The sequence below is a fragment of the Pseudomonas sp. Irchel 3H9 genome (genome assembly GCF_900187495.1).
GTDB classification, from domain to species: domain Bacteria; phylum Pseudomonadota; class Gammaproteobacteria; order Pseudomonadales; family Pseudomonadaceae; genus Aquipseudomonas; species Aquipseudomonas sivasensis.
The window spans coordinates 1,166,003-1,182,860 of the sequence record NZ_FYDK01000002.1; the positions used below are offsets into that span (position 1 = coordinate 1,166,003).

The 16,858-nt window shown below is 57.0% G+C and carries 26 protein-coding genes; 11 read left to right on the top strand and 15 right to left on the bottom strand.

Going from position 1 to position 16,858, the window contains the following annotated elements:
- Positions 1-38: 38 nt before the first annotated feature.
- The 5 genes from CKW32_RS11280 to CKW32_RS11300 are packed head-to-tail and all read right to left on the bottom strand — an operon-like array spanning position 39 to position 4,918.
- Positions 39-1,124, bottom strand: a complete 1,086-nt coding sequence (locus CKW32_RS11280) for a minor capsid protein (RefSeq protein ID WP_095184935.1) — start codon at positions 1,122-1,124, stop codon at positions 39-41.
- The gene (locus tag CKW32_RS11285) at positions 1,099-2,517 is read right to left on the bottom strand and encodes a DUF4055 domain-containing protein (protein WP_095184936.1); all 1,419 of its coding nucleotides are present in this window, start codon (positions 2,515-2,517) and stop codon (positions 1,099-1,101) included. Before CKW32_RS11285 ends, CKW32_RS11280 begins: the two co-directional genes overlap by 26 nt.
- On the bottom strand, positions 2,514-3,815 hold the full coding sequence (locus CKW32_RS11290) for a terminase large subunit domain-containing protein (protein WP_095184937.1): 1,302 nt from the start codon (positions 3,813-3,815) through the stop codon (positions 2,514-2,516). The genes CKW32_RS11285 and CKW32_RS11290 overlap by 4 nt, the downstream gene beginning before the upstream one ends.
- The gene (locus tag CKW32_RS11295) at positions 3,802-4,263 is read right to left on the bottom strand and encodes a DUF2280 domain-containing protein (protein ID WP_095184938.1); all 462 of its coding nucleotides are present in this window, start codon (positions 4,261-4,263) and stop codon (positions 3,802-3,804) included. Before CKW32_RS11295 ends, CKW32_RS11290 begins: the two co-directional genes overlap by 14 nt.
- 31 nt (positions 4,264-4,294) lie before the next feature.
- Positions 4,295-4,918: a putative metallopeptidase gene (locus CKW32_RS11300; RefSeq protein WP_095184939.1), complete on the bottom strand. Its 624-nt coding sequence runs from the start codon at positions 4,916-4,918 to the stop codon at positions 4,295-4,297.
- An 81-nt stretch (positions 4,919-4,999) separates the two neighbouring features.
- Between CKW32_RS11300 and CKW32_RS11305 the strand changes: the two genes are divergently transcribed.
- A complete protein-coding gene (locus CKW32_RS11305; RefSeq protein WP_095184940.1) occupies positions 5,000-5,401 on the top strand; it encodes a hypothetical protein in 402 nt (133 codons plus the stop codon).
- A gap of 26 nt (positions 5,402-5,427) precedes the next feature.
- Here the strand turns inward: CKW32_RS11305 and CKW32_RS11310 are convergent, their stop codons facing one another.
- Genes CKW32_RS11310 through CKW32_RS11320 form a run of 3 tightly spaced genes read right to left on the bottom strand, consistent with a single transcriptional unit; the run spans position 5,428 to position 6,252 of the window.
- A complete protein-coding gene (locus CKW32_RS11310) occupies positions 5,428-5,682 on the bottom strand; it encodes a hypothetical protein (RefSeq protein ID WP_095184941.1) in 255 nt (84 codons plus the stop codon).
- A complete protein-coding gene (locus CKW32_RS11315) occupies positions 5,679-5,870 on the bottom strand; it encodes a hypothetical protein (RefSeq protein ID WP_032891197.1) in 192 nt (63 codons plus the stop codon). The genes CKW32_RS11310 and CKW32_RS11315 overlap by 4 nt, the downstream gene beginning before the upstream one ends.
- A 49-nt stretch (positions 5,871-5,919) precedes the next feature.
- The gene (locus CKW32_RS11320) at positions 5,920-6,252 is read right to left on the bottom strand and encodes a phage holin, lambda family (protein ID WP_032891196.1); all 333 of its coding nucleotides are present in this window, start codon (positions 6,250-6,252) and stop codon (positions 5,920-5,922) included.
- Between the two features lie 247 nt (positions 6,253-6,499).
- Between CKW32_RS11320 and CKW32_RS11325 the strand changes: the two genes are divergently transcribed.
- Positions 6,500-6,829 carry a hypothetical protein gene (locus tag CKW32_RS11325; protein WP_095184942.1) on the top strand — a complete coding sequence of 110 codons (330 nt, stop codon included), beginning with the start codon at positions 6,500-6,502 and terminating at the stop codon, positions 6,827-6,829.
- Between the two features lie 191 nt (positions 6,830-7,020).
- Here the strand turns inward: CKW32_RS11325 and CKW32_RS11330 are convergent, their stop codons facing one another.
- From CKW32_RS11330 to CKW32_RS11360, 7 genes are all read right to left on the bottom strand, one after another.
- Positions 7,021-7,320, bottom strand: a complete 300-nt coding sequence (locus CKW32_RS11330) for a hypothetical protein (protein ID WP_095184943.1) — start codon at positions 7,318-7,320, stop codon at positions 7,021-7,023.
- Between the two features lie 161 nt (positions 7,321-7,481).
- A complete protein-coding gene (locus CKW32_RS11335; protein WP_095184944.1) occupies positions 7,482-8,159 on the bottom strand; it encodes a hypothetical protein in 678 nt (225 codons plus the stop codon).
- Entirely contained in the window at positions 8,156-8,770 is a 615-nt protein-coding gene (locus CKW32_RS11340; protein ID WP_095184945.1) for a recombination protein NinG, read from the bottom strand. Before CKW32_RS11340 ends, CKW32_RS11335 begins: the two co-directional genes overlap by 4 nt.
- A complete protein-coding gene (locus CKW32_RS11345; RefSeq protein ID WP_095184946.1) occupies positions 8,767-9,282 on the bottom strand; it encodes a hypothetical protein in 516 nt (171 codons plus the stop codon). The genes CKW32_RS11340 and CKW32_RS11345 overlap by 4 nt, the downstream gene beginning before the upstream one ends.
- A complete protein-coding gene (locus CKW32_RS11350) occupies positions 9,279-10,076 on the bottom strand; it encodes a hypothetical protein (protein ID WP_095184947.1) in 798 nt (265 codons plus the stop codon). The genes CKW32_RS11345 and CKW32_RS11350 overlap by 4 nt, the downstream gene beginning before the upstream one ends.
- Positions 10,063-11,040 (bottom strand): phage replication protein, encoded by a 978-nt coding sequence (locus tag CKW32_RS11355; protein ID WP_095184948.1) that lies wholly within the window; start codon positions 11,038-11,040, stop codon positions 10,063-10,065. The genes CKW32_RS11350 and CKW32_RS11355 overlap by 14 nt, the downstream gene beginning before the upstream one ends.
- Positions 11,041-11,360: 320 nt before the next feature.
- Entirely contained in the window at positions 11,361-11,540 is a 180-nt protein-coding gene (locus tag CKW32_RS11360) for a Cro/CI family transcriptional regulator (protein WP_017255748.1), read from the bottom strand.
- Between the two features lie 109 nt (positions 11,541-11,649).
- Between CKW32_RS11360 and CKW32_RS11365 the strand changes: the two genes are divergently transcribed.
- The 9 genes from CKW32_RS11365 (at position 11,650) to CKW32_RS11405 (ending at position 16,707) form a co-directional block, all read left to right on the top strand.
- The gene (locus CKW32_RS11365) at positions 11,650-12,306 is read left to right on the top strand and encodes a LexA family transcriptional regulator (RefSeq protein ID WP_095184949.1); all 657 of its coding nucleotides are present in this window, start codon (positions 11,650-11,652) and stop codon (positions 12,304-12,306) included.
- Between the two features lie 18 nt (positions 12,307-12,324).
- The gene (locus CKW32_RS11370; protein WP_095184950.1) at positions 12,325-12,558 is read left to right on the top strand and encodes a hypothetical protein; all 234 of its coding nucleotides are present in this window, start codon (positions 12,325-12,327) and stop codon (positions 12,556-12,558) included.
- Positions 12,555-12,782 carry a hypothetical protein gene (locus tag CKW32_RS28560; RefSeq protein ID WP_095184951.1) on the top strand — a complete coding sequence of 76 codons (228 nt, stop codon included), beginning with the start codon at positions 12,555-12,557 and terminating at the stop codon, positions 12,780-12,782. The genes CKW32_RS11370 and CKW32_RS28560 overlap by 4 nt, the downstream gene beginning before the upstream one ends.
- A 20-nt stretch (positions 12,783-12,802) precedes the next feature.
- A complete protein-coding gene (locus CKW32_RS11380) occupies positions 12,803-13,264 on the top strand; it encodes a hypothetical protein (RefSeq protein ID WP_095184952.1) in 462 nt (153 codons plus the stop codon).
- Positions 13,261-14,175, top strand: a complete 915-nt coding sequence (locus tag CKW32_RS11385) for a hypothetical protein (RefSeq protein WP_095184953.1) — start codon at positions 13,261-13,263, stop codon at positions 14,173-14,175. Before CKW32_RS11380 ends, CKW32_RS11385 begins: the two co-directional genes overlap by 4 nt.
- A gap of 254 nt (positions 14,176-14,429) precedes the next feature.
- Positions 14,430-14,861, top strand: coding sequence for a hypothetical protein (locus tag CKW32_RS11390; protein ID WP_095184954.1), 432 nt, complete (start codon positions 14,430-14,432; stop codon positions 14,859-14,861).
- A 215-nt stretch (positions 14,862-15,076) separates the two neighbouring features.
- Positions 15,077-15,295 (top strand): DUF2388 domain-containing protein, encoded by a 219-nt coding sequence (locus tag CKW32_RS11395; RefSeq protein WP_371854001.1) that lies wholly within the window; start codon positions 15,077-15,079, stop codon positions 15,293-15,295.
- A gap of 215 nt (positions 15,296-15,510) precedes the next feature.
- Complete coding sequence (locus CKW32_RS11400) at positions 15,511-15,921, top strand: VOC family protein (protein ID WP_095184956.1); 411 nt, start codon at positions 15,511-15,513, stop codon at positions 15,919-15,921.
- 129 nt (positions 15,922-16,050) lie between these two features.
- Complete coding sequence (locus tag CKW32_RS11405; RefSeq protein ID WP_095184957.1) at positions 16,051-16,707, top strand: hypothetical protein; 657 nt, start codon at positions 16,051-16,053, stop codon at positions 16,705-16,707.
- Positions 16,708-16,858 lie beyond the last annotated feature (151 nt).

Below are 16,858 nucleotides of genomic sequence, written 5' to 3' on the forward strand. Positions count from 1 at the left end.
AAAAAACCGCCCGGAGGCGGCTAGTTGAATGTGTTCGGTTAAATCCCGGCCCTCTCAAATGCCAGCGGCTCTAGTCCCTTCATCTGCGCCAGAGTTAGCGGTGCGAAGTTGCGATCAAGCTGCAGCTCGGCGAAACGCTCAACGGTCAACCCGCCCTCCCTGAACAGCTTGCCCCGGACGGGGCCGATGGCGACGTCCTGGAACGAAGCAGGCTGCTGCTGAAGCCAGTGGTAGTAATCGAGGTCGGCACTGACCTGCTGTCCGCCATCAGCACCCACCGAGGCACGCGTAGCGCCTTTGGCGAACATCACGCTGAGCTTGGTTAGTAGGATGAAGGTGGTACGGCAGTTCGGGTGGAACGGCGGCCGAGGGCCGGACTCCACGGGGAACTTGCGCTTGTCCATCGAGCGGCATTGCTGGCTGGTCTTGCTGTCCAGCGTCGCCACCATTTGGATCTCTTCGACGATATCCGTATTAGCCTTGGCCACCTCCATACGGGCCTGGGACGACACATGCTGAATCGCGGTGTGCACGACCGTGCTGGCGTTGCGGTTGGTGGTAGCGAGAATGCCGTCTTTGTACCCTGCCGCCTTGGTACCGCGAATGTTGCGGATGATCTGGAAGTTCGTCTGCCCTTCGAAAAAGCCTTGCCGGATGGTGCCGGTGACGCGCTCACGCTCGGCGCTGGTCCAGCCCTTGATAAAGGCCTTCAGCAGCTTCCCGCCGCCGTTGCCACGCACGCTTAGCGGGTTCGTCAGCACTGCGGTCCGGATTGCAGCGGCCGTCGGCGCGACTACATCCAGCGACACACCAACCGGCGCCGATCTGGCAATGCTGGTTGCCTCAAACTCGGCCTCGTAATTGGCGATGTCCACCAGGTCGAGGTTCAGTTGCGCGCTGTAGCGATCGAAGATGCCCAGCAGCAGACTATCCACTTCCTTCAGCAGCGCTTCGAGGCGTTTGACGCTGTACTCAGTCAGGTCCGACTGGGTGAGGCGGTCGCGAATAGAGCGGTCGATCTCCGTGAGAAAGGGAGCGAACTTGCCCACCTCACCAGCCTTGAGCTTTTCCAGGAAGACCGCGTGCCGGATCGTGGCATCAAGTACTGCCGGATTTACCGCCATTTGGTTTGTCCTCGTCGTCCAGGCCCAGGCCGTCGCCCTGCTCTTCCAGCTCGCCATCGATTTGTAGGTCTGTTCGCTCTGGCGCAATCAGCCCAAGCTTGCGTAGGTACGCCCGAAGATCCGCCTTCGCGAAGCCGCCGTTCTGCCACAAGCCAACCAAGGCTGTGATCATCTGCGGATCTGCCGTTAGCTCGACGAATTCCTGATTAACCTGATAGGCGACTTTCTTATCGGCAACTCCCATGTAGGCGCAGCACCACATGATGGCTCGCGTGTATGCCTCGCTGACGTTTGCCACACAACCAGCGAGCACCGACGTGGATGCCGACTGATCGCCGCGCGACTCGGTAGCTGTCTTGGTGGCAAGTGACGCCACCACCATCCGTGCGCCCAGTTCAATCATCATCTGGTTCTTATCGGCCATCGCCTCTTTGACCAGCGTATTGGGTAAGGGCTGCGCGTAACCGAACTGGCCGCCAGCTGGCAGCATCATCGGTGCCCGGGAGCCTACATAAACACCGTTCTTCTCCATCCAGTCGCGCCACTGCTCATCCAAACCAGAGATCCACGGCTGAGCCTGGCCACACCAGAAGACGCTGTCTTCGTAGTCGGCGCTGTTTCGGTAATGACCCAGGTTGATCATGGCGATGTCGTACAGCGGCGACTCGTCGATGCTTGGGTCGTTGTTCTGTGCGCCGACGAAGGTGAACGGGATTTCTTTGAAGCGCCCAGTGACAGCTTCAGGCCTGAATTCTTCGATGACCTCCAGTGGGCCGCCACCCTTTGGTCCGGACCGACGCCAAACCCGGCAAACAAAGCCGTCTTCCTCCAGCGCCAGTTCCCGGTACTGCTCAGCTGTCTTGTAGCCAAACCCTTCCGGTATCTCCGGCGACTCGCGCAGCACCACCAGCGTCAGCACGCTGTGGCCGTTCACCATACCCGTGCGCCAGTTGATGATGTCTTCTGCGCAATAGGAAAGGATCACAGAGTGACCGCCGATGCCGTCGTCTTGGTGATAGTCGACGTACAACCCGTGGCGCCCAGCCTCAAGCACCTTCTCCAGCGTGCCTTGGGAGTGCTGGTAAATGCTGACACCGGAGCCGTTTGCATTGTCCTGCAGGTATTCCAGCTTCTTCGGCACCGCGAGGGTCGGATCTTTATGGAAGGCCAGACCCAGCAGCCCGTTTCGGGTGTGCCCTGTGGCGTTCTTGAACACCGCCCGCTCGCGGTAAGCCCTGTTCCGGTCTACGTTCTCCGGCGACTTGTCGTGCGCGTTGATGTACGGCAGCCGATCGACTACCCGGTGCTGGCCGGCGCAGACGTCACGAACGGTCGCCCAGCGGTCCAGCACTGTCGTGTATTCCGCCCGCTTGAAGGAGACGTCGTTACTCATCGGGCGTATCCCATTTTGATAGCGGTGACCGGTTTGATGATCGGATACTCGCGGTGGATGAAGTAGCCGCCGGCGTCGTTCGCGTGATCGATGCCTGCGGTTTTATCTGGCTCCCCGTTCGCGCCCCACACCTGTTGCTCCAGGCCATCGGCATAGGTCGGACAGGTGAGCGAATTGATCAGGTAGCGGCGCTCGCCCTGCGCATTGCAGAAGACGGCGTTCATTGCGTTGATTCGATCCTTCACCGGCGGGTTTGCAGCTGGAGCAATGACCGCGAACCCGGCCTGCTTGAGCATGGCAAGGTCGGTGATGCTGGCGTTCACGGACTTGCGTGAATCGCCCGAGGCGTCCGGGTAGATCCTGATTTCGCAGGTCTTCTTGAAATCGTTGCCGTCGTGCTGCCAGTAGCGTTCTTTGATCCGGCGGATCATGTCGGGCGTGTCGTAGCCGTCGATCAGCTCATCTACTGCCCTGGGCAGCCCCTGGTCACGTTTGACGTGGGTGATTGCCGCCATCTTGCCGACGTTGAAGTCCATCCCAATAAACAGCGGCTCGCCGGGCTGCACGGTGTCGAAGCATCCGTTGAGCTTGCGGTCATAGGCCGTGTAGATCGTTCCGGACGTCAGGTTGACGAACTGGCCTTTGAGGTACGCCATGATCAGCTGCGGCGGATACGACTCCATCAGGGAGGCGATGTAGTCATCCGGCAGATTGAGCTCGTTGTCGAAGGTGCTGGCCTGCACCAGGCCGTACATCTCCTTGAGCGACGGCTTGTCGCGGAGCTGCTTCACGAACTGCAGGAAGACGAACTTAAAGCCTTCCGGCGTTGTGGTGACGTCCACCCCGTTCTTCAGCCCGGGCAGGTTGTAGCGCATCCGGGCGATGATCTTGCGCCAGGCCTGCTGTGCCTTGATGGCCGTCAGCACGTCCAGCTCATCTACCAGGGCGTGACCGATCTTGAAGCCAACGATGGTCTGAGGCTTCTCCATAGACCTGCAAATCACAGTGCCGCGGCACTGCCGGCCGCTGTAGATGTGAACCTCGTGGTTCGCCTGGTTGATCTTGGTCTTCAGCCCCCAGTCGTAGGCAACCTCATCCATGGTCGGATAGAAGATGTCCCGGATCTGCGGGTAGGTCGGCGCGAAGTACCCAGCATTGACGCCGGGCCACTCCATGAAGTGCTTGCTGAGTGCCGAGCAGCCCACCCATGTTTTCCCCGAGCCGAACCCAGCAACGAAAGCACGAAACTTGTGGGGCAGCGTGAGGAACTGAGCCTGCGGAACGTTAAGGCTCGGCATTCGGTTTCCTCGCATCCACCACATCGACCTGAATCCGAGTCGGAATTACCGGTTCGTCGCCCGCCTCCTCCTTCCGCGCTCGATTGACGTAGATGTCGCCGGTTTCTTTCGCGGCCTGCTCCAGGATCTGCATAGCCAGACCAATGTTCTTCATCGACTCGGCCCTCTCCACGAAGCGGTTCATGGCACGAAGGCGGAAGGCACGATTGGCGATCGGGATGTCAGCTGTCTCTTCGCGGAACCGCTTACGGGTGTCGTGAAAGAGGGTCTGCCACTTGAGCGCCAGATGGGAGCCGGCGCGCTTTGTCGGGTCGTGCTGCTCAACCTGCTGGCGGGTTATATCTACATCAAATTCTTGCTTCACCGCTTGTGAGACCTGGCTTGGGGTGTCGAAGCACGCCAAAGCCTGAACGATGAAGCTCTTCACCTCATTTTTCAGGGCTGCCATAAGTTAAATTCCGTCTCACGCCTGTCTTACATCAGGCCAACTTGAGCAGACAGGTTCCGCAGGCCCTCGCAATGTTCAATTTCCCCACCTCAGCAGGACTGTTTGCAGCATCCACCAACGCTTGAACGTCAGGGCTCGCACCGTAGCGGCGGACGACACCGACGAACTCTTCGACGTCGTGGCCCTGCAGCTTGATCTTCGGTGCGCCATCTTGGGTGAATGCTGGTTGACCGTACTTGTCGGTCGCATGAGCCAGGTGATACAGCTCGTGTTCGATCAGGGCGCAGAACTCAAGGTCGCTGCACTGGGCGCAGTAGTCAGCCGCCAGAGTGATGATGAAGGCCGGCACGTCGCCGAACCAATCACGCATCTGCTGCTCCATCCGGGCTTTCTGCCACCCACCCGCGCGGAACGCTACCTGTTCGGCCTGGCCCAGAACTGTGCGGCCCTGCTTCTCGAAGCTCGACGAAGCCCACATGACCCGGATGTCTGCATCCAATAGGTGGGCATGGTCTTCGTTGTGAATGGTTCCCGTGTCGGCGAGGATCTCGGCTTGGAGCCATTTCCATACCTCAGAAGCTGGGGTCAGGCGGATACCGAAGTCGGAAAGCTCGGACAGCTCAAGTATTGAGGGCGGAGGGAATGGCCTATCCATGGGTCACCTTGAGCTTGTAATAGTCGCGACTTGCCGGTTATAAGTCCGCCCGATAACGCTATAGAGCTCAAGGTGTAGGAAATGGATAACCTGATAAAGCTGCGCTTGGGACTGACAATTGCGGCGGTTGTCGGGCTTGTACCAATCACCATCCTCTTCGCGGTCGGCGTAGTGGCGTTCTTTATTCCGCTCATTTTTGTCGCCAAGAGTCCTCCGCTTGGGACGCTAGCACTTATAGGCGCAGCAATCGTCTCGGCATTCGCGATATGGTCGGCATGGAAGATCTATGCACTTTCAATGTCATCGACACCCGTTGTGCGCAACTCACACTTGCTGGCATCGGGAGCGGTGATTGCCATGATTTGGGGTATGGTCCTCGCGTACTGGACGCGCGATCTGCCCGAACTCACATACATATTTCTTATGCCAGGAATAGTCTCGAGCTCCATGCTCGCCCTTACATTGAAAAGAACGAAGGCTTGAGGCGGGCGACGAGTTGGGTCAGAAATTTACCCTTCTGAATTTTCCAGCAGCACATCAATCAGCTTCCACTCACCGAGACGCATTGCACCCTGGCATTGCAGGTCATCGCACTTGGGGCCAAGGCCGAACACGGTGACCTCCCCCTTCGCGCCGATCAGCGTCAAGGCACCTACCGTGCACTCGGGATGCTCCCCGGCATCGAGGTCATCGGCGATCTTGCGCAGGGTTTTAGCAGCGTCTCGCCAGTCCTCCCGCTTGAACTCCAGTACCTTGACGGTCATTCGGTCACCATTTGGTGTGTCTGTGCATGGGCGTGCCCGTGAAGCAGGCTGACGACCAGTCCCTGAGGCAAACCGGCAGCCTTGGCAGCATCCACAGCATCGGCAATAGCCTTGTCGAGAGCGCCGACCGCAGCGTTGATGTCCGGGCTCATTGGTAGCACGTGTCGCAGCCGGCTGACGTTGCTCATTTGCTAAACCTCGCGCCACGATTTGGCGCATTCGAAAACGTGGCGCGGATTAATCGACCTTGCGACCTGGCAGCTTGAAGTCAGTCACGCGGTCAGCAATTGACCGGATCTTCTCCACACCCAGGAAGCCTACCCATCCACCTGCGAAGGTGGCCATGCTTTGGGGCAGGCCGAAGAAGTCCAGGCCGCTGATGATGGTCAAGGTGAGGCCGCCACAAATAGCGCCCTCCACCAGCATCTGGCGTCGTGTACCACCACCGTAGGTGATACGCAGGACAGCCATGGCGCAGGACAGCGCAGCCGCATAGAGGATTGGCGAATGCTGGCTCAACCACGCAAGCGCAATCGCCCATGTGTCTGGTTTGTCTGGCATGTTGGACATCTCGGTTCCTCCCCGTCAGGGAGTTATGAATATGACAGGCCATGACCTGCAGATTTGAATCAGCCCCAGCAGCACTCCCAGCTCGGAGCAATGGGTGTGGTGGAGCCGAAAACGAAAAAGCCCCGGCAAATGCCGATGCTCAAGAAACAGTGGTCACAATTCACATCCGGAGGTATCTCCTTCAGATGAATGCCAGTGATATCATATTGCCAGATGAGAGAGCATCACAAACTACGGAGCAATATCTATGAACAAACTACTCATTCTCGCAACTTCGTTACTGGCATCTCAGGCTTACGCATACTCACAGTCGGATATTTCTGGCACTTGGGAATGCATGATTCCGGGCAGAACGTACACAATGACGTTCACTCCTGAAGGGAAATACGAATCTCATGCGGGCGGCGGTAGCGACTACGCAGGCACCTACTCTATTAACGGGAATTTTCTGTCGACAAACTATCGAAATATCAATTATCAGAGCTCCAACCTAAGCTCGTCTTACCAAGTCAATCGCGTGACAAGTAATCAGTTGGTGCTTGAGGCGGATGGAAAAATGATTCCCTGCAACAAGTAACGCATAGTCCAATAGCTTTCAAAACAAACCCGGTCAAAGACCGGGTTTTTTTATTGGTGAGCGCGTAGGCTGCGGGCGTATTCCTCTGCTTATCAGCGTCCAGGCCTTGCCGTGAGCTGTCCTGGCTACAGATGAACTTGAGGCATAAAAAAGCCCCGCTAAAAGCGAGGCTCAATCACAAGAAAACTCGGTTACCTGATGCCTTTTGCTGCAACCATACGCAATAGCATTGCGCAAGCAACTTTACCATTATCACTGAGGCCTCGGATGACAGAGCCCTCATTAATCGGGCGATCGATATCGAACAAGTCGTCCCCATCAACAAGCTTGAACGTATCTAGCAGCACCTGCGCATACTGCGCTTGTTGTTGATCTGTGTGGCGCTCAGGAAGCTGAAGATCCAAATAGTGGCCCATTGACAGAGGCGAGTTTTTTTGGAAAAAGCTGAACATTTCTACAACGTTTACTAACTGCTCTTTTGAATTAATCATGCTGTCCATGCCTATAGCTGAAAGAGGCGCCAATGTAAGCAAGGGCAAGATCAAAGACAACAAAAACCCGGCGCTTGGCCGGGTTCAGGGTTTCGTGTGCGTTTCGCGTTACTTGTGCACCATGGGGAAAGTACGCGCAAAACACCGTCACGTCAATATAATTATGCCGCCTCTTGATCTTTTTCCGCGTGGATCACCTGCCATAGTGGCTGCTGAGCCTGAATATCCACTTCCTTGATCACTTCTTTCAGGCATTCCCACAGGTCGAGCCAGTCGCGCGTCCAGTTCTTCGGATCGATGGTGACGCCGAAGAATGTCAGCATCTCAGCGGTAACACGGGCAGGCCCCCACTCTGCCGATCCGGCGACCTCCCCCTTGTACGACTGCAGGGCCAGGGTAACCAGGTACTGCGCCTTCACGCGCTTGGCCGAAGTCAGGTCAGGCAGCGCCGCTTTGGCGGTGATAAGCAGCACTGCGTTTAACAGGTGCTTCATATTCATCGCCGGGTGGTACAGGTAGTGCCCGAACTGCTGCACCTGGAAAGGAAGCGTGTCGATGGCCCGCAGCACCTTGCCGATCGTGGCCAGGTGCGCGGCGCGGGCAGTGGATCGGCCAATGGGCGTGCCACGTGTCTCGCTGATGCTGATCTTCTGGCGCACAACCTGAATGCGCTCTTCCTTGTCATCCCCCAGCGCAGCGAACACGGCCTCGGCGCGACGCATGCGCTGCCCCTTCTTAATCGGTGCCGATTGCGCTTTGTCGATGGCTACAGCGCTGATCGACGCATTCGATTCGTGCTGAGCTTCGGTCCATACCTGCCTTGCGTTGATCAGTTTCATGCTGCGATCCCCTTCTTCAGTTCTTTTGTCTTTGCCCGGTAGTCGGCGGTCATCGCCTTCAATTCGTCCACGGGGTACTTCTTGGCCTCATGAGGGCCTTCGAGCCACTCGACAGCCTCGGCGCCGATACGCTTCACCAATTCAATGCGGTAATTCACGATGTTCCCGGAAAGCCGGGTGTTGCACGGCGAACACTGGCGGTGGCAGTTCATCGGCTCGAAGCGCAAGGCAGGATTGCTCCCCACTGTCCGGTAATGGCCGGCGTCATACTTGCCCTGGTGGTGGCGGCCGCAGCTCACGCATGGAAGCTCAGCGTCACGGGCGCGCACCCAGGCGTTGAAGGCCTGCTGCGTGTCTTTGAGGTGATCCGCCCTGCTCTTCAGCTTCTCCTTGCGGACCTTAATCTGCCGGCGCCCTACTTCTGCCAGGGCCTTCCCGGCGATAGCTCGGCCCTTCTCGGACTTGCCGTATGCGATCGCGCACTCGATCTCCCCGCACACAACCTGCGATTCTCTGGAGCGCGTGAACATTACTCGGCACTCTGGGCAGCGCTTGCGCCGCGGTAGACCGGATTGAAGTGGGTTTTTTCGCTGTAGTGGGGTGCGCTTCATGCTGCCTCCTTGAATGCTTCAAACTCGGCCATCTCGGTCAGTCGCTCTTCCGTGAGGGTTGGCCAGTCGTGCAGCACCAGGTACGCGCAGCACTGACGCCAGAAGTCTTGGAATGTCTCCTCCCCCATCGAGTCGTAGGAAAGGCTTCGGGGTGTCTTGCGGGTGAGCTGGCCCAGACCTGGAATGTCGAACAGCTCCTCGTCGCAGTACACGCCCGACTCCAGCTGCAGGGCCTTGATTGCGTCGTGGGACTGCTTGCCGGAGAACCGGTTAATGTTCTGACTCAGCACCCGGCCCAGGCCGTGAACCAAGCCGTTGAACCGCGGGTTGCGCGGCTGCTTGAGGTCGGCGCGGATCTTCGTATTGATCCGGAAATCTCGCTCGCGAAGGATCGAACGGTCAGCATCGGAGGACGGCACGAACGCGGCGACCTCCTTGCCGGTGGCGGGATCTACCAGGCGGCGCAGAACCAGGTAAACGGGCATTGGGCGCGGCTTCGCTGACTTGGTCATTGTGCTGCCCTCTTCGCTTCCAGTTCCTGGGCCTGCTTGATCAGTAGCGCCCGGCGATCCGCCAACTCATTTGCCGCATCAATCCGCACTTCAGTTTTCCGCTCAGCACTGGCCTTCCGCATTTCCATCATCGAGCTCTTCACCAGCTCCAGCTTCTGGCGAATGGCCGGCTCTGGCCGGGTAACGTTGCCAGTGAGCAGGCCGGCGATAGCACGTCCGCCCTCGGTAATGGGCTCGGCGCTAAGGTCTGCCAGGTACTTCTGGCCGTGCTCACGAGGAATGCGTTTCAGCTCCATCGCCTTGGTCACAGCCTGGATACGGCGGTTGGCGTCGAAGCCTACGGACACATGCCAGTTGACCGGCTTCGCGTCCTCGCGGGCTTGGCTCACAAACCGCTGGTAGGCGTCGATGAACGCCATGCGCGCGCCGATTTTGTCGCCGCCATCCAAGATGGGTTTCGCAGCGGCCAGGGCCAGCTGGATCTCGTCGGTCAGCACCACGGTTTCAAATTCATCGTTGGTGGTCATGGCGATGGCCCAGGCCTCATCCTTCCCAGGGCGGCCGTCGGAGGTCTGGACACGCTGCAGGATGTCAGCCATCGCCAGCTTGCCCTTCACTTCGAAACGGCAAGCCTTCAGCGCGGCTTTGACGACTGGCACCGGGTAAGCACAAAGGTCTTCGGCCATCATGGCGGCGGTACCAGGGTTCATTTCCTGGCCCATGGCCTCGGCCGTCGCGCATATGGCGGCGGCAAGACCGGCGACCTGTTGGTCGTTCATTTCAGAGGTATTCATTGCGGTCACCTGCTTGGCGTTTAGCCAGAACCATCTGGGCTGCCTGCTCGGCTGCGGAGAGGTTTGCCTCAGTCCGCTCCATCTGGCGGGCGGTTGTGCCGTTGACGCGCTGTCCGGTCACCCACTGGGTGTGGTAGCTCTCGGCGTTGGCCAGCAGTTCGTTGAGGCTGTGGCACTTGCGCAGCACAGCGGCGTCGCTGGTTTTCAGGAAGTGGGCGGCAACGTGGTGGGCGACATCGGCGCCGAGGCGGTCAACCAGTTGGCCGAGCTGGCCGCCAACCTTTGCGTTCCAAACCGGCCAGGTGCTGTAGCGCTTGCGGTATGCCATGGCGTAATTCGCCCAGACCTTGAAGGTTTTGCAGGTCTGGTCTTTGGGGCCAGGCATGTCGGCGGGAATCTCAACCCGTGGAGCGTCGGTACGATCAACAACCAGCACCAAGCCGCGGGACTGAGCCGGCTTGCCGGTGGCGTCCTGCAAGTCCTGACTGGTGTCCTGACTGGTACCCTGATGATTGGTATCCTGATTTGTCGGAGATTTATCCGACCCTTGCTCGGATTTTTTTCCGACCTTGCTCGGAGATTTATCCGAGGTAGATCGGATATTTTTCCGACCTTTGTTTTTTGGTGGGGTCGGATATTTTTCCGACCCATCAAGCTTTTGGTTCCACTCGACGGCCTTCTCGGTGAGACGAAAAAGCGTGATGTTAGAAGTGCTGGAAAGCTCAATCAAACCGGCCTCTTCCAGGGCCTTCAGCATGCGGTAAGCGGTGTCCGGCTTATCAGTGAGAAGCGGCAGTTCCTCAATGATCTTGGCCTTGCTGAGCGCGAAGAAGATCCCGTCATCGGTCTTGATTGGCTTGGTCCAGCTCGGGCAGCCGTAGACGAAGGCGAACAGCAGGGCCTGCTGAGAATTCAGCCCCCACTCCAGCGCCTTCACCTGGTTAATCGTGACGGTGTATTGCATGTCAGACCGCCGGGAAAAAGATATACGAGCAAATGCGCGCCACGTTTTCAGATTGCGCAAAACGTGGCGCGAGATTGGTAGAGCTATTGATATGTGGCTGGGTTTCCATATAATCGGCCTCACAACGTGTTATCGAATTAGCCGACCTCGACCGTCGGCTTTTTTGTGCCTGTAATTCAGCGCCGAAGCGCCAACCTCCCCGCCCTACTCCCCGTTTAGCCCTTTCAAAACCCACTGGATAAAACTCCAGCGACCTCAGGTTTCTTACTTCTCAGACTGGCTGGGCCGATACTGGCTACGTGGGCAGCAGGGCTTGCCTGTCAAGCGGCTTGGTCTTTCTTTGTCGCCTTGAACTTGCCCTTGGAAAGGACCTGGATCTGGTACTGCCGGGATTCGGGAATCGTTTCCCCCCACATGGTCACTGCGCTTGGGCGGATGCCCAAAGCGAGTGCCAGCTTCGTCTTGCTGCCGAAGAATTCGGCGACTTCATGCGTATTCATTGCGCATCCTCGTTCGAGCCTGTCGCAATTTAAGCATGCTTAAGTTATGGCATCAACGACGTTTTTGGCCTACTGCATGCTTAAATTCAGTTAACTTAATATTGAGTCCATGGAAAGACACGAACGCATCGCCCGCGCCATACAGGTCAGCGGTAAAAAGAAAGGGGAAATTGCATCGCTTTGCGGCGTCGCAAATTCGGCCGTCACTCAATGGATAACCGGTGAGAGCAAAAGCCTCAGGCCGGAGAACCTTTACGCCCTGGCTAAAGCGACTGGCTTCCGAGCTGAGTGGCTGGCCATTGGCGAGGGTAATGAGCGCGACGCTTCTGAATCGAACATTTCCCCCGCCGCCCAGCCCACCAAATCATTCCGCTACCCGGTAGTGAGCTGGGTTGCCGCCGGCGCCTGGGCGGAAGCGGTGGAGCCATACCCAGCCGGAATCTCGGACACCTACGAGTTTTCAGAGTACGACTCCAAAGGCCCGGCGTTCTGGCTGACAGTTAAAGGCGACTCGATGACAGCGCCCGCCGGCCAGAGCATCACAGAAGGCACGCTGATCCTGGTAGATACCGAGGCTGAGGTCGCACCAGGTAAGCTGGTCGTGGCCAAGCTCCCGGACAGCAATGAAGCCACATTCAAGAAGCTGGTCAGCGATGGCGGCCGGCTGTTCCTCAAGCCGCTGAATCCGAGCTACCCCATTGAGGCTGTGGACGAGAACTGCCGGATCGTGGGCGTGGTTGTGCAGGCGCTGCAGAAGTTTTACTGATGTTGTTCAGGAGGCCCCATGCCCCTCACCAAGCCCAACCAGCAACTGCGCCGCGATCTCAAAGCGATTGCTTTCAACCTTGAGCAATCGTGTGTCGACCTGGGCAGGTTGGCCAGCCGACTCAGCGATGCCGACGCCATAGCCCTGATGGGGCTTGTGGGTACGCTCTACGAAGAGGCTGATCAATTGGTGGGGTATGCAGACGAGGTGAAGGCCGGCCTGATAAGCCGATCTTCGAGCCAGACCAAATGACTGCATGGCGAAAGCAAAGCTTCTGGAGCAAGTATTGGGTCTGGGCTTGGTTGGCGTTCCTCATGGTGCTTCCTTTCATTTCCGACGCGGGTCCTAGTTGTTGGGGCTCATCAGGTCGCAAGCGAGTCTTCAGCCCTGGCTTCGTTGTGCTCTGCACCATCGTGGCTGTGGTTGAGCTGATAGCGCTGAACCACTTCAACTGCTACGCACCGCCTTATAGATAACGGAATGGAATCCACCGCCAATGCAAAAGCCTGATTTCCCCGCCCTGCTACCACCTGGCATGCACGCAAAAACCCTGCAAGAGATTTACGACCTTGCTGTTGCACCTTTCCCGGATGATGCGCGGAGAATAGATCTATTTCGAAAGCTGTCCGTTTGGAGTGAGGCTCTTGTGGCTGCAGGCGTAACGGGGACGATTTGGATTGATGGGTCTTTTCTCACCGCCAAGCCAAATCCTGGCGACATCGACTGCGTGATATGGAGTCCTAACTGGCGCGACCCGGCAGCGGCGTCAGCCGACGCACAGCAGCAAGTGGCGCGGTTGCTCGACCACGCAACAGCCGAGGCGATTTATGACCTAGACTTGTATCTCGAAACACCTGCTGCTGATCAGGTTTTCCATCGGGAAGCTTACTGGAGAGGTATCCTAGGGTCTTGTCATGATCGAGTAACGGCGAAGGGATTCGCGGAGGTCACTATATGAGCAGCAGCTTCCTTCGCGAGCACGCCGCTTCTTTGAAAGAATTTGCGGAAGATACTAAAGCTCGAGCAAAAAACAACCCGGATGATTTTTTCCTGCAATTAGCAGCAAAAAACCAAGAAGATACTGCGCGCTCCATTGTGAGCAAGGTTGCGCTTAGTGAGTCCGATGAACTTGGCGAGCTCGTTGACGTTCGCCTGATAGGTCCTCAAGCCAATGGCAGTATCCCGCTCGATAGCTTTCTAAATACCATTGGGCCGCTTTCCAAAGCCTGGAAACTTGCCGCGCACCGCCTTCGCTACGGCAATGACGCTGTCCGTGGAGTGGCAAGTGACGTGCTAAATGCGCTCAACTTCAAACTCGCAGGGCTCGCCCACGGATCTACTCATGTTTACATCACTGGTAACGCCGCCCCTGATTTGACCGGTGATAGCCTGCTACAGGCAACGCTTACGCAGACATTCAGGCTGCTGAACTCCAATCAGGAAGACTTTTACGACGCTGTAGATGCGGTTGGTGGAAAATCTGCTCACCAGCTCAGTGAATTTATGAAAGGTCTGGGTAGCGCTGGTCTTGCCGTGCAGTTTTCTTGGCGGTCCTCCACTGGGATGCAGACTTGGGATGGCCGGCCAGACGAAATAACAAGAGTCCGGGCGCTTCTGGACACTATCAATGAACCAGAAAAGTATCAGGAAACCATTCAGGGCAACGTTGCAGGAATAACTGACACCGGCAGGCTAGCTATACGCACAGTGGAAGGGAAGGTTCTTGTGCGCTTCCCTCTAAAGCTGACTGAGCAGGTGCAAAAGCTGAAAATTGCCTCTCGTGCTGTTGTTCACGTTGAGACATCGAAATACTGGGACTCGGTCGAAAAGAAGGATATTTTCAAGCGCCACCTTCTATCGGTTGAATAGCAGCAACCACCAAAAGCCCGGCCCAGCGCCGGGCTTCTTGTATCTGCCCATTCACACTCAGCCTCCTATGGTCATCTGAATTCCTAGTACCCGCTAAAGCCCCCCTTCGCAGCCGAATCCATCACGGCATATCTTGTTACAACCATTGGCCCGCATGCACCGCCGGCAGAGAACTAGAAACTTTTACTCCAGTCCTAATGCTAGGCGTGTTTTAAACCGTGAGCGCCTGCTGACAACCCATAGAGGTTCACAAGATGAAAATGACACTGCCCGCCCTATTTTTGGGTGCCCTCATTTCGCAAGGAGTACTAGCTGCCGGAGATGGCACAGCCGCTCTTGGAGGCGGCGTTGGTGGTGCACTTGGCAATATCGTAGGTCAGCAACTCGGCGGCTCAACGGGTGCGGCGGTAGGAGCAGGCGTAGGTGGTGCTGCAGGCAGTGCTGTCGGTGCTCAGAGAGGCAACAGAGCGGAAGCTGCATTAGGCGGCGGTATCGGCTCAGCTGGCGGCTCACTCATCGGTAACCGCCTCGGCGGCACAACTGGTTCGACTATCGGTGCAGGTCTCGGCGGCGCGGCGGGTGGCGCGCTAGGAAACAACCTGGCGGATGATGAGAGCGGTCATCGATCGGATGGTAAGAAGCACAGAGGCAACAACAAACATAAACACAAGAACAAGCATCGTTAGTCCCTGACGCTCCTACATCGAAGCCCGGCCCAGCGCCGGGCTTCTTGTATCTGGCGAGCGCTCTGCTCTGCTATGGTGGCGCACTCAGATCGCAATGGAAGCGTCGAAGAATGGACTCATGGAAGCTTGTAGCTGCAGTCCTCGTCGTATCGATCAGCGCTCATGCCTCTGAGGGGTCCGATGACTCCTATAATAACTCGATGCTATCAGTGCTAATGGCTCCAACCTACACCGTTGCGGGAACCACCGGGCTTACTATGCTTGCATCGAACAACTTCAAGCCTGCTAAGGCTGACGCGCTCGCATTCATTGGGTCAGAAGGTCAGATTCGCGGAGCCCAATTTGAACAGGCAGTTCGCTTTTATCGCACGACATACCTGCCGCCTCTGATGACCGACCAGCAGTTGGCCCAGGCAATCGCTACCTCGTACTGAGCACGAGCATTCACGAACTTTTCACAGTAGGGCGCCTATGGTTATCCCAGCTCCTAGTGAAACCCTTTAAGCCCGCTACCCCCCATCGCGGGCTTTTCTTTGTCTGAGATTTGGAGGGCCGAAACTCGCCCTCCCCAACTTACCCAACGACGGCTATACACGCCCACCGTCAAAATGACACGATAACGCCTCGCCTTCGTAAGTAGGAATACAGGATGTTCAGTCACGTAACCGTTGGGACAAACGATCTCGATAAGGCCTCTACCTTCTATGACGCGGTGCTGATCCCCCTGGGGCTCTGTCGTAGGCCTGTTACGCCTGATGGCGGGCCACCTTCGGCATGCTGGATTAAGCCAAATAGCGTCCTCCCTCGCTTTTATGTGTACAGCCCTTATGACCGCAATGAAGCCGGAACAGGGAATGGCAGCATGGTGGCTTTCACCGCACCATCTCCAAATGCGGTAGACAGCGCCTATGCAGCTGGGCTTCTTGCGGGCGGATCTGATGAAGGTGAACCTGGCCAACGTCCCCACTATGGTGACGGCTACTACGGTGCGTACCTACGTGATCCAGATGGCAACAAGGTGCATATCGCTCATCGTGGAGATTTGAACTTGGCGGGGTAGCAGCCGCTCACAGTATTCACGTGACGCCCGCCATCGAGCGGGCTTTTTGTTGTCCGTGCACCCTGCCCTTCGATGGTGGCTGTGCGCCACGAATGGTAATGTGCGGGCTTTCATATGGAGAGCTTAGGGATGAAAACTTCAATAGTCACGGTTGCCACCGCAGCCCTGGTTTTAGTCTGCTGCTGGTTTGGATGGGGCGCTTACCAAAGTCACCAAGAGAGCAGCCAGGCGTTAAGCGCGGTTCAGGCATCAACGGTTCTATTCGAGCGGCAGATTTCTGCTCGGAATGAGGATGGCATAACGCTTGCCGAGTACTCGAATCGCGCTTCCAGCGTCTTGGAATCACTGGACAAGGAGGCTGGCAAATTAGCCTCAATGGATTGGTCTCACCGCCCCGCGGACAGAGATACAGCGCTCGCATTCATTGACGAGTGCAAGGCAATAACAAGGCTTGCTTTCTCTAGGGTCCGCCTTACGGTTGAGGGGAATAACGCCCAGGAGACATATGATCGGGCAACCAAGGAACTCCACGAGGCCTCATCTTCAGAAAGGGAGTGGAAGCACAAAAGGTTCGCCGCGGCTTCGGATGATCTCATAGCCACACTCCAGAAAAGGATTGATGTATCCAAGGAAGCAAAAGGCAAAATTGAGAGGTTTCTTTCTGCTGACGAAGCTGTGAAAACCGCCTTTGGCGACAACAAAGGACTCTCCAAGCCCGTCGCCGAGGACTTCAGGAAAAGCATCTCGCCCCCAATTTTAGAGAAGGATAGCGACGCCAAAAGCTAGCCTTCCGCGAACCCGCAAAGCCCGCCACTGAGCGGGCTTCTTGTTGCCCGTCAAAAACACCCCGCCTTCGAGATATGCATTTATGCATTAAACTTCCTGCAGCCCTATTGCCAAGATATGTCAGTGCAAATACTGTGTATGTATACAGTTT

Coding starts and splice junctions, on each gene's coding strand:
- CKW32_RS11280 (WP_095184935.1), bottom strand. CDS start 1,124: ATGGCGGTAAATCCGGCAGTACTTGATGCCACGATCCGGCACGCGGTC.
- CKW32_RS11285 (WP_095184936.1), bottom strand. CDS start 2,517: ATGAGTAACGACGTCTCCTTCAAGCGGGCGGAATACACGACAGTGCTG.
- CKW32_RS11290 (WP_095184937.1), bottom strand. CDS start 3,815: ATGCCGAGCCTTAACGTTCCGCAGGCTCAGTTCCTCACGCTGCCCCAC.
- CKW32_RS11295 (WP_095184938.1), bottom strand. CDS start 4,263: ATGGCAGCCCTGAAAAATGAGGTGAAGAGCTTCATCGTTCAGGCTTTG.
- CKW32_RS11300 (WP_095184939.1), bottom strand. CDS start 4,918: ATGGATAGGCCATTCCCTCCGCCCTCAATACTTGAGCTGTCCGAGCTT.
- CKW32_RS11305 (WP_095184940.1), top strand. CDS start 5,000: ATGGATAACCTGATAAAGCTGCGCTTGGGACTGACAATTGCGGCGGTT.
- CKW32_RS11310 (WP_095184941.1), bottom strand. CDS start 5,682: ATGACCGTCAAGGTACTGGAGTTCAAGCGGGAGGACTGGCGAGACGCT.
- CKW32_RS11315 (WP_032891197.1), bottom strand. CDS start 5,870: ATGAGCAACGTCAGCCGGCTGCGACACGTGCTACCAATGAGCCCGGAC.
- CKW32_RS11320 (WP_032891196.1), bottom strand. CDS start 6,252: ATGTCCAACATGCCAGACAAACCAGACACATGGGCGATTGCGCTTGCG.
- CKW32_RS11325 (WP_095184942.1), top strand. CDS start 6,500: ATGAACAAACTACTCATTCTCGCAACTTCGTTACTGGCATCTCAGGCT.
- CKW32_RS11330 (WP_095184943.1), bottom strand. CDS start 7,320: ATGATTAATTCAAAAGAGCAGTTAGTAAACGTTGTAGAAATGTTCAGC.
- CKW32_RS11335 (WP_095184944.1), bottom strand. CDS start 8,159: ATGAAACTGATCAACGCAAGGCAGGTATGGACCGAAGCTCAGCACGAA.
- CKW32_RS11340 (WP_095184945.1), bottom strand. CDS start 8,770: ATGAAGCGCACCCCACTACAGCGAAAAAACCCACTTCAATCCGGTCTA.
- CKW32_RS11345 (WP_095184946.1), bottom strand. CDS start 9,282: ATGACCAAGTCAGCGAAGCCGCGCCCAATGCCCGTTTACCTGGTTCTG.
- CKW32_RS11350 (WP_095184947.1), bottom strand. CDS start 10,076: ATGAATACCTCTGAAATGAACGACCAACAGGTCGCCGGTCTTGCCGCC.
- CKW32_RS11355 (WP_095184948.1), bottom strand. CDS start 11,040: ATGCAATACACCGTCACGATTAACCAGGTGAAGGCGCTGGAGTGGGGG.
- CKW32_RS11360 (WP_017255748.1), bottom strand. CDS start 11,540: ATGAATACGCATGAAGTCGCCGAATTCTTCGGCAGCAAGACGAAGCTG.
- CKW32_RS11365 (WP_095184949.1), top strand. CDS start 11,650: ATGGAAAGACACGAACGCATCGCCCGCGCCATACAGGTCAGCGGTAAA.
- CKW32_RS11370 (WP_095184950.1), top strand. CDS start 12,325: ATGCCCCTCACCAAGCCCAACCAGCAACTGCGCCGCGATCTCAAAGCG.
- CKW32_RS28560 (WP_095184951.1), top strand. CDS start 12,555: ATGACTGCATGGCGAAAGCAAAGCTTCTGGAGCAAGTATTGGGTCTGG.
- CKW32_RS11380 (WP_095184952.1), top strand. CDS start 12,803: ATGCAAAAGCCTGATTTCCCCGCCCTGCTACCACCTGGCATGCACGCA.
- CKW32_RS11385 (WP_095184953.1), top strand. CDS start 13,261: ATGAGCAGCAGCTTCCTTCGCGAGCACGCCGCTTCTTTGAAAGAATTT.
- CKW32_RS11390 (WP_095184954.1), top strand. CDS start 14,430: ATGAAAATGACACTGCCCGCCCTATTTTTGGGTGCCCTCATTTCGCAA.
- CKW32_RS11395 (WP_371854001.1), top strand. CDS start 15,077: ATGGCTCCAACCTACACCGTTGCGGGAACCACCGGGCTTACTATGCTT.
- CKW32_RS11400 (WP_095184956.1), top strand. CDS start 15,511: ATGTTCAGTCACGTAACCGTTGGGACAAACGATCTCGATAAGGCCTCT.
- CKW32_RS11405 (WP_095184957.1), top strand. CDS start 16,051: ATGAAAACTTCAATAGTCACGGTTGCCACCGCAGCCCTGGTTTTAGTC.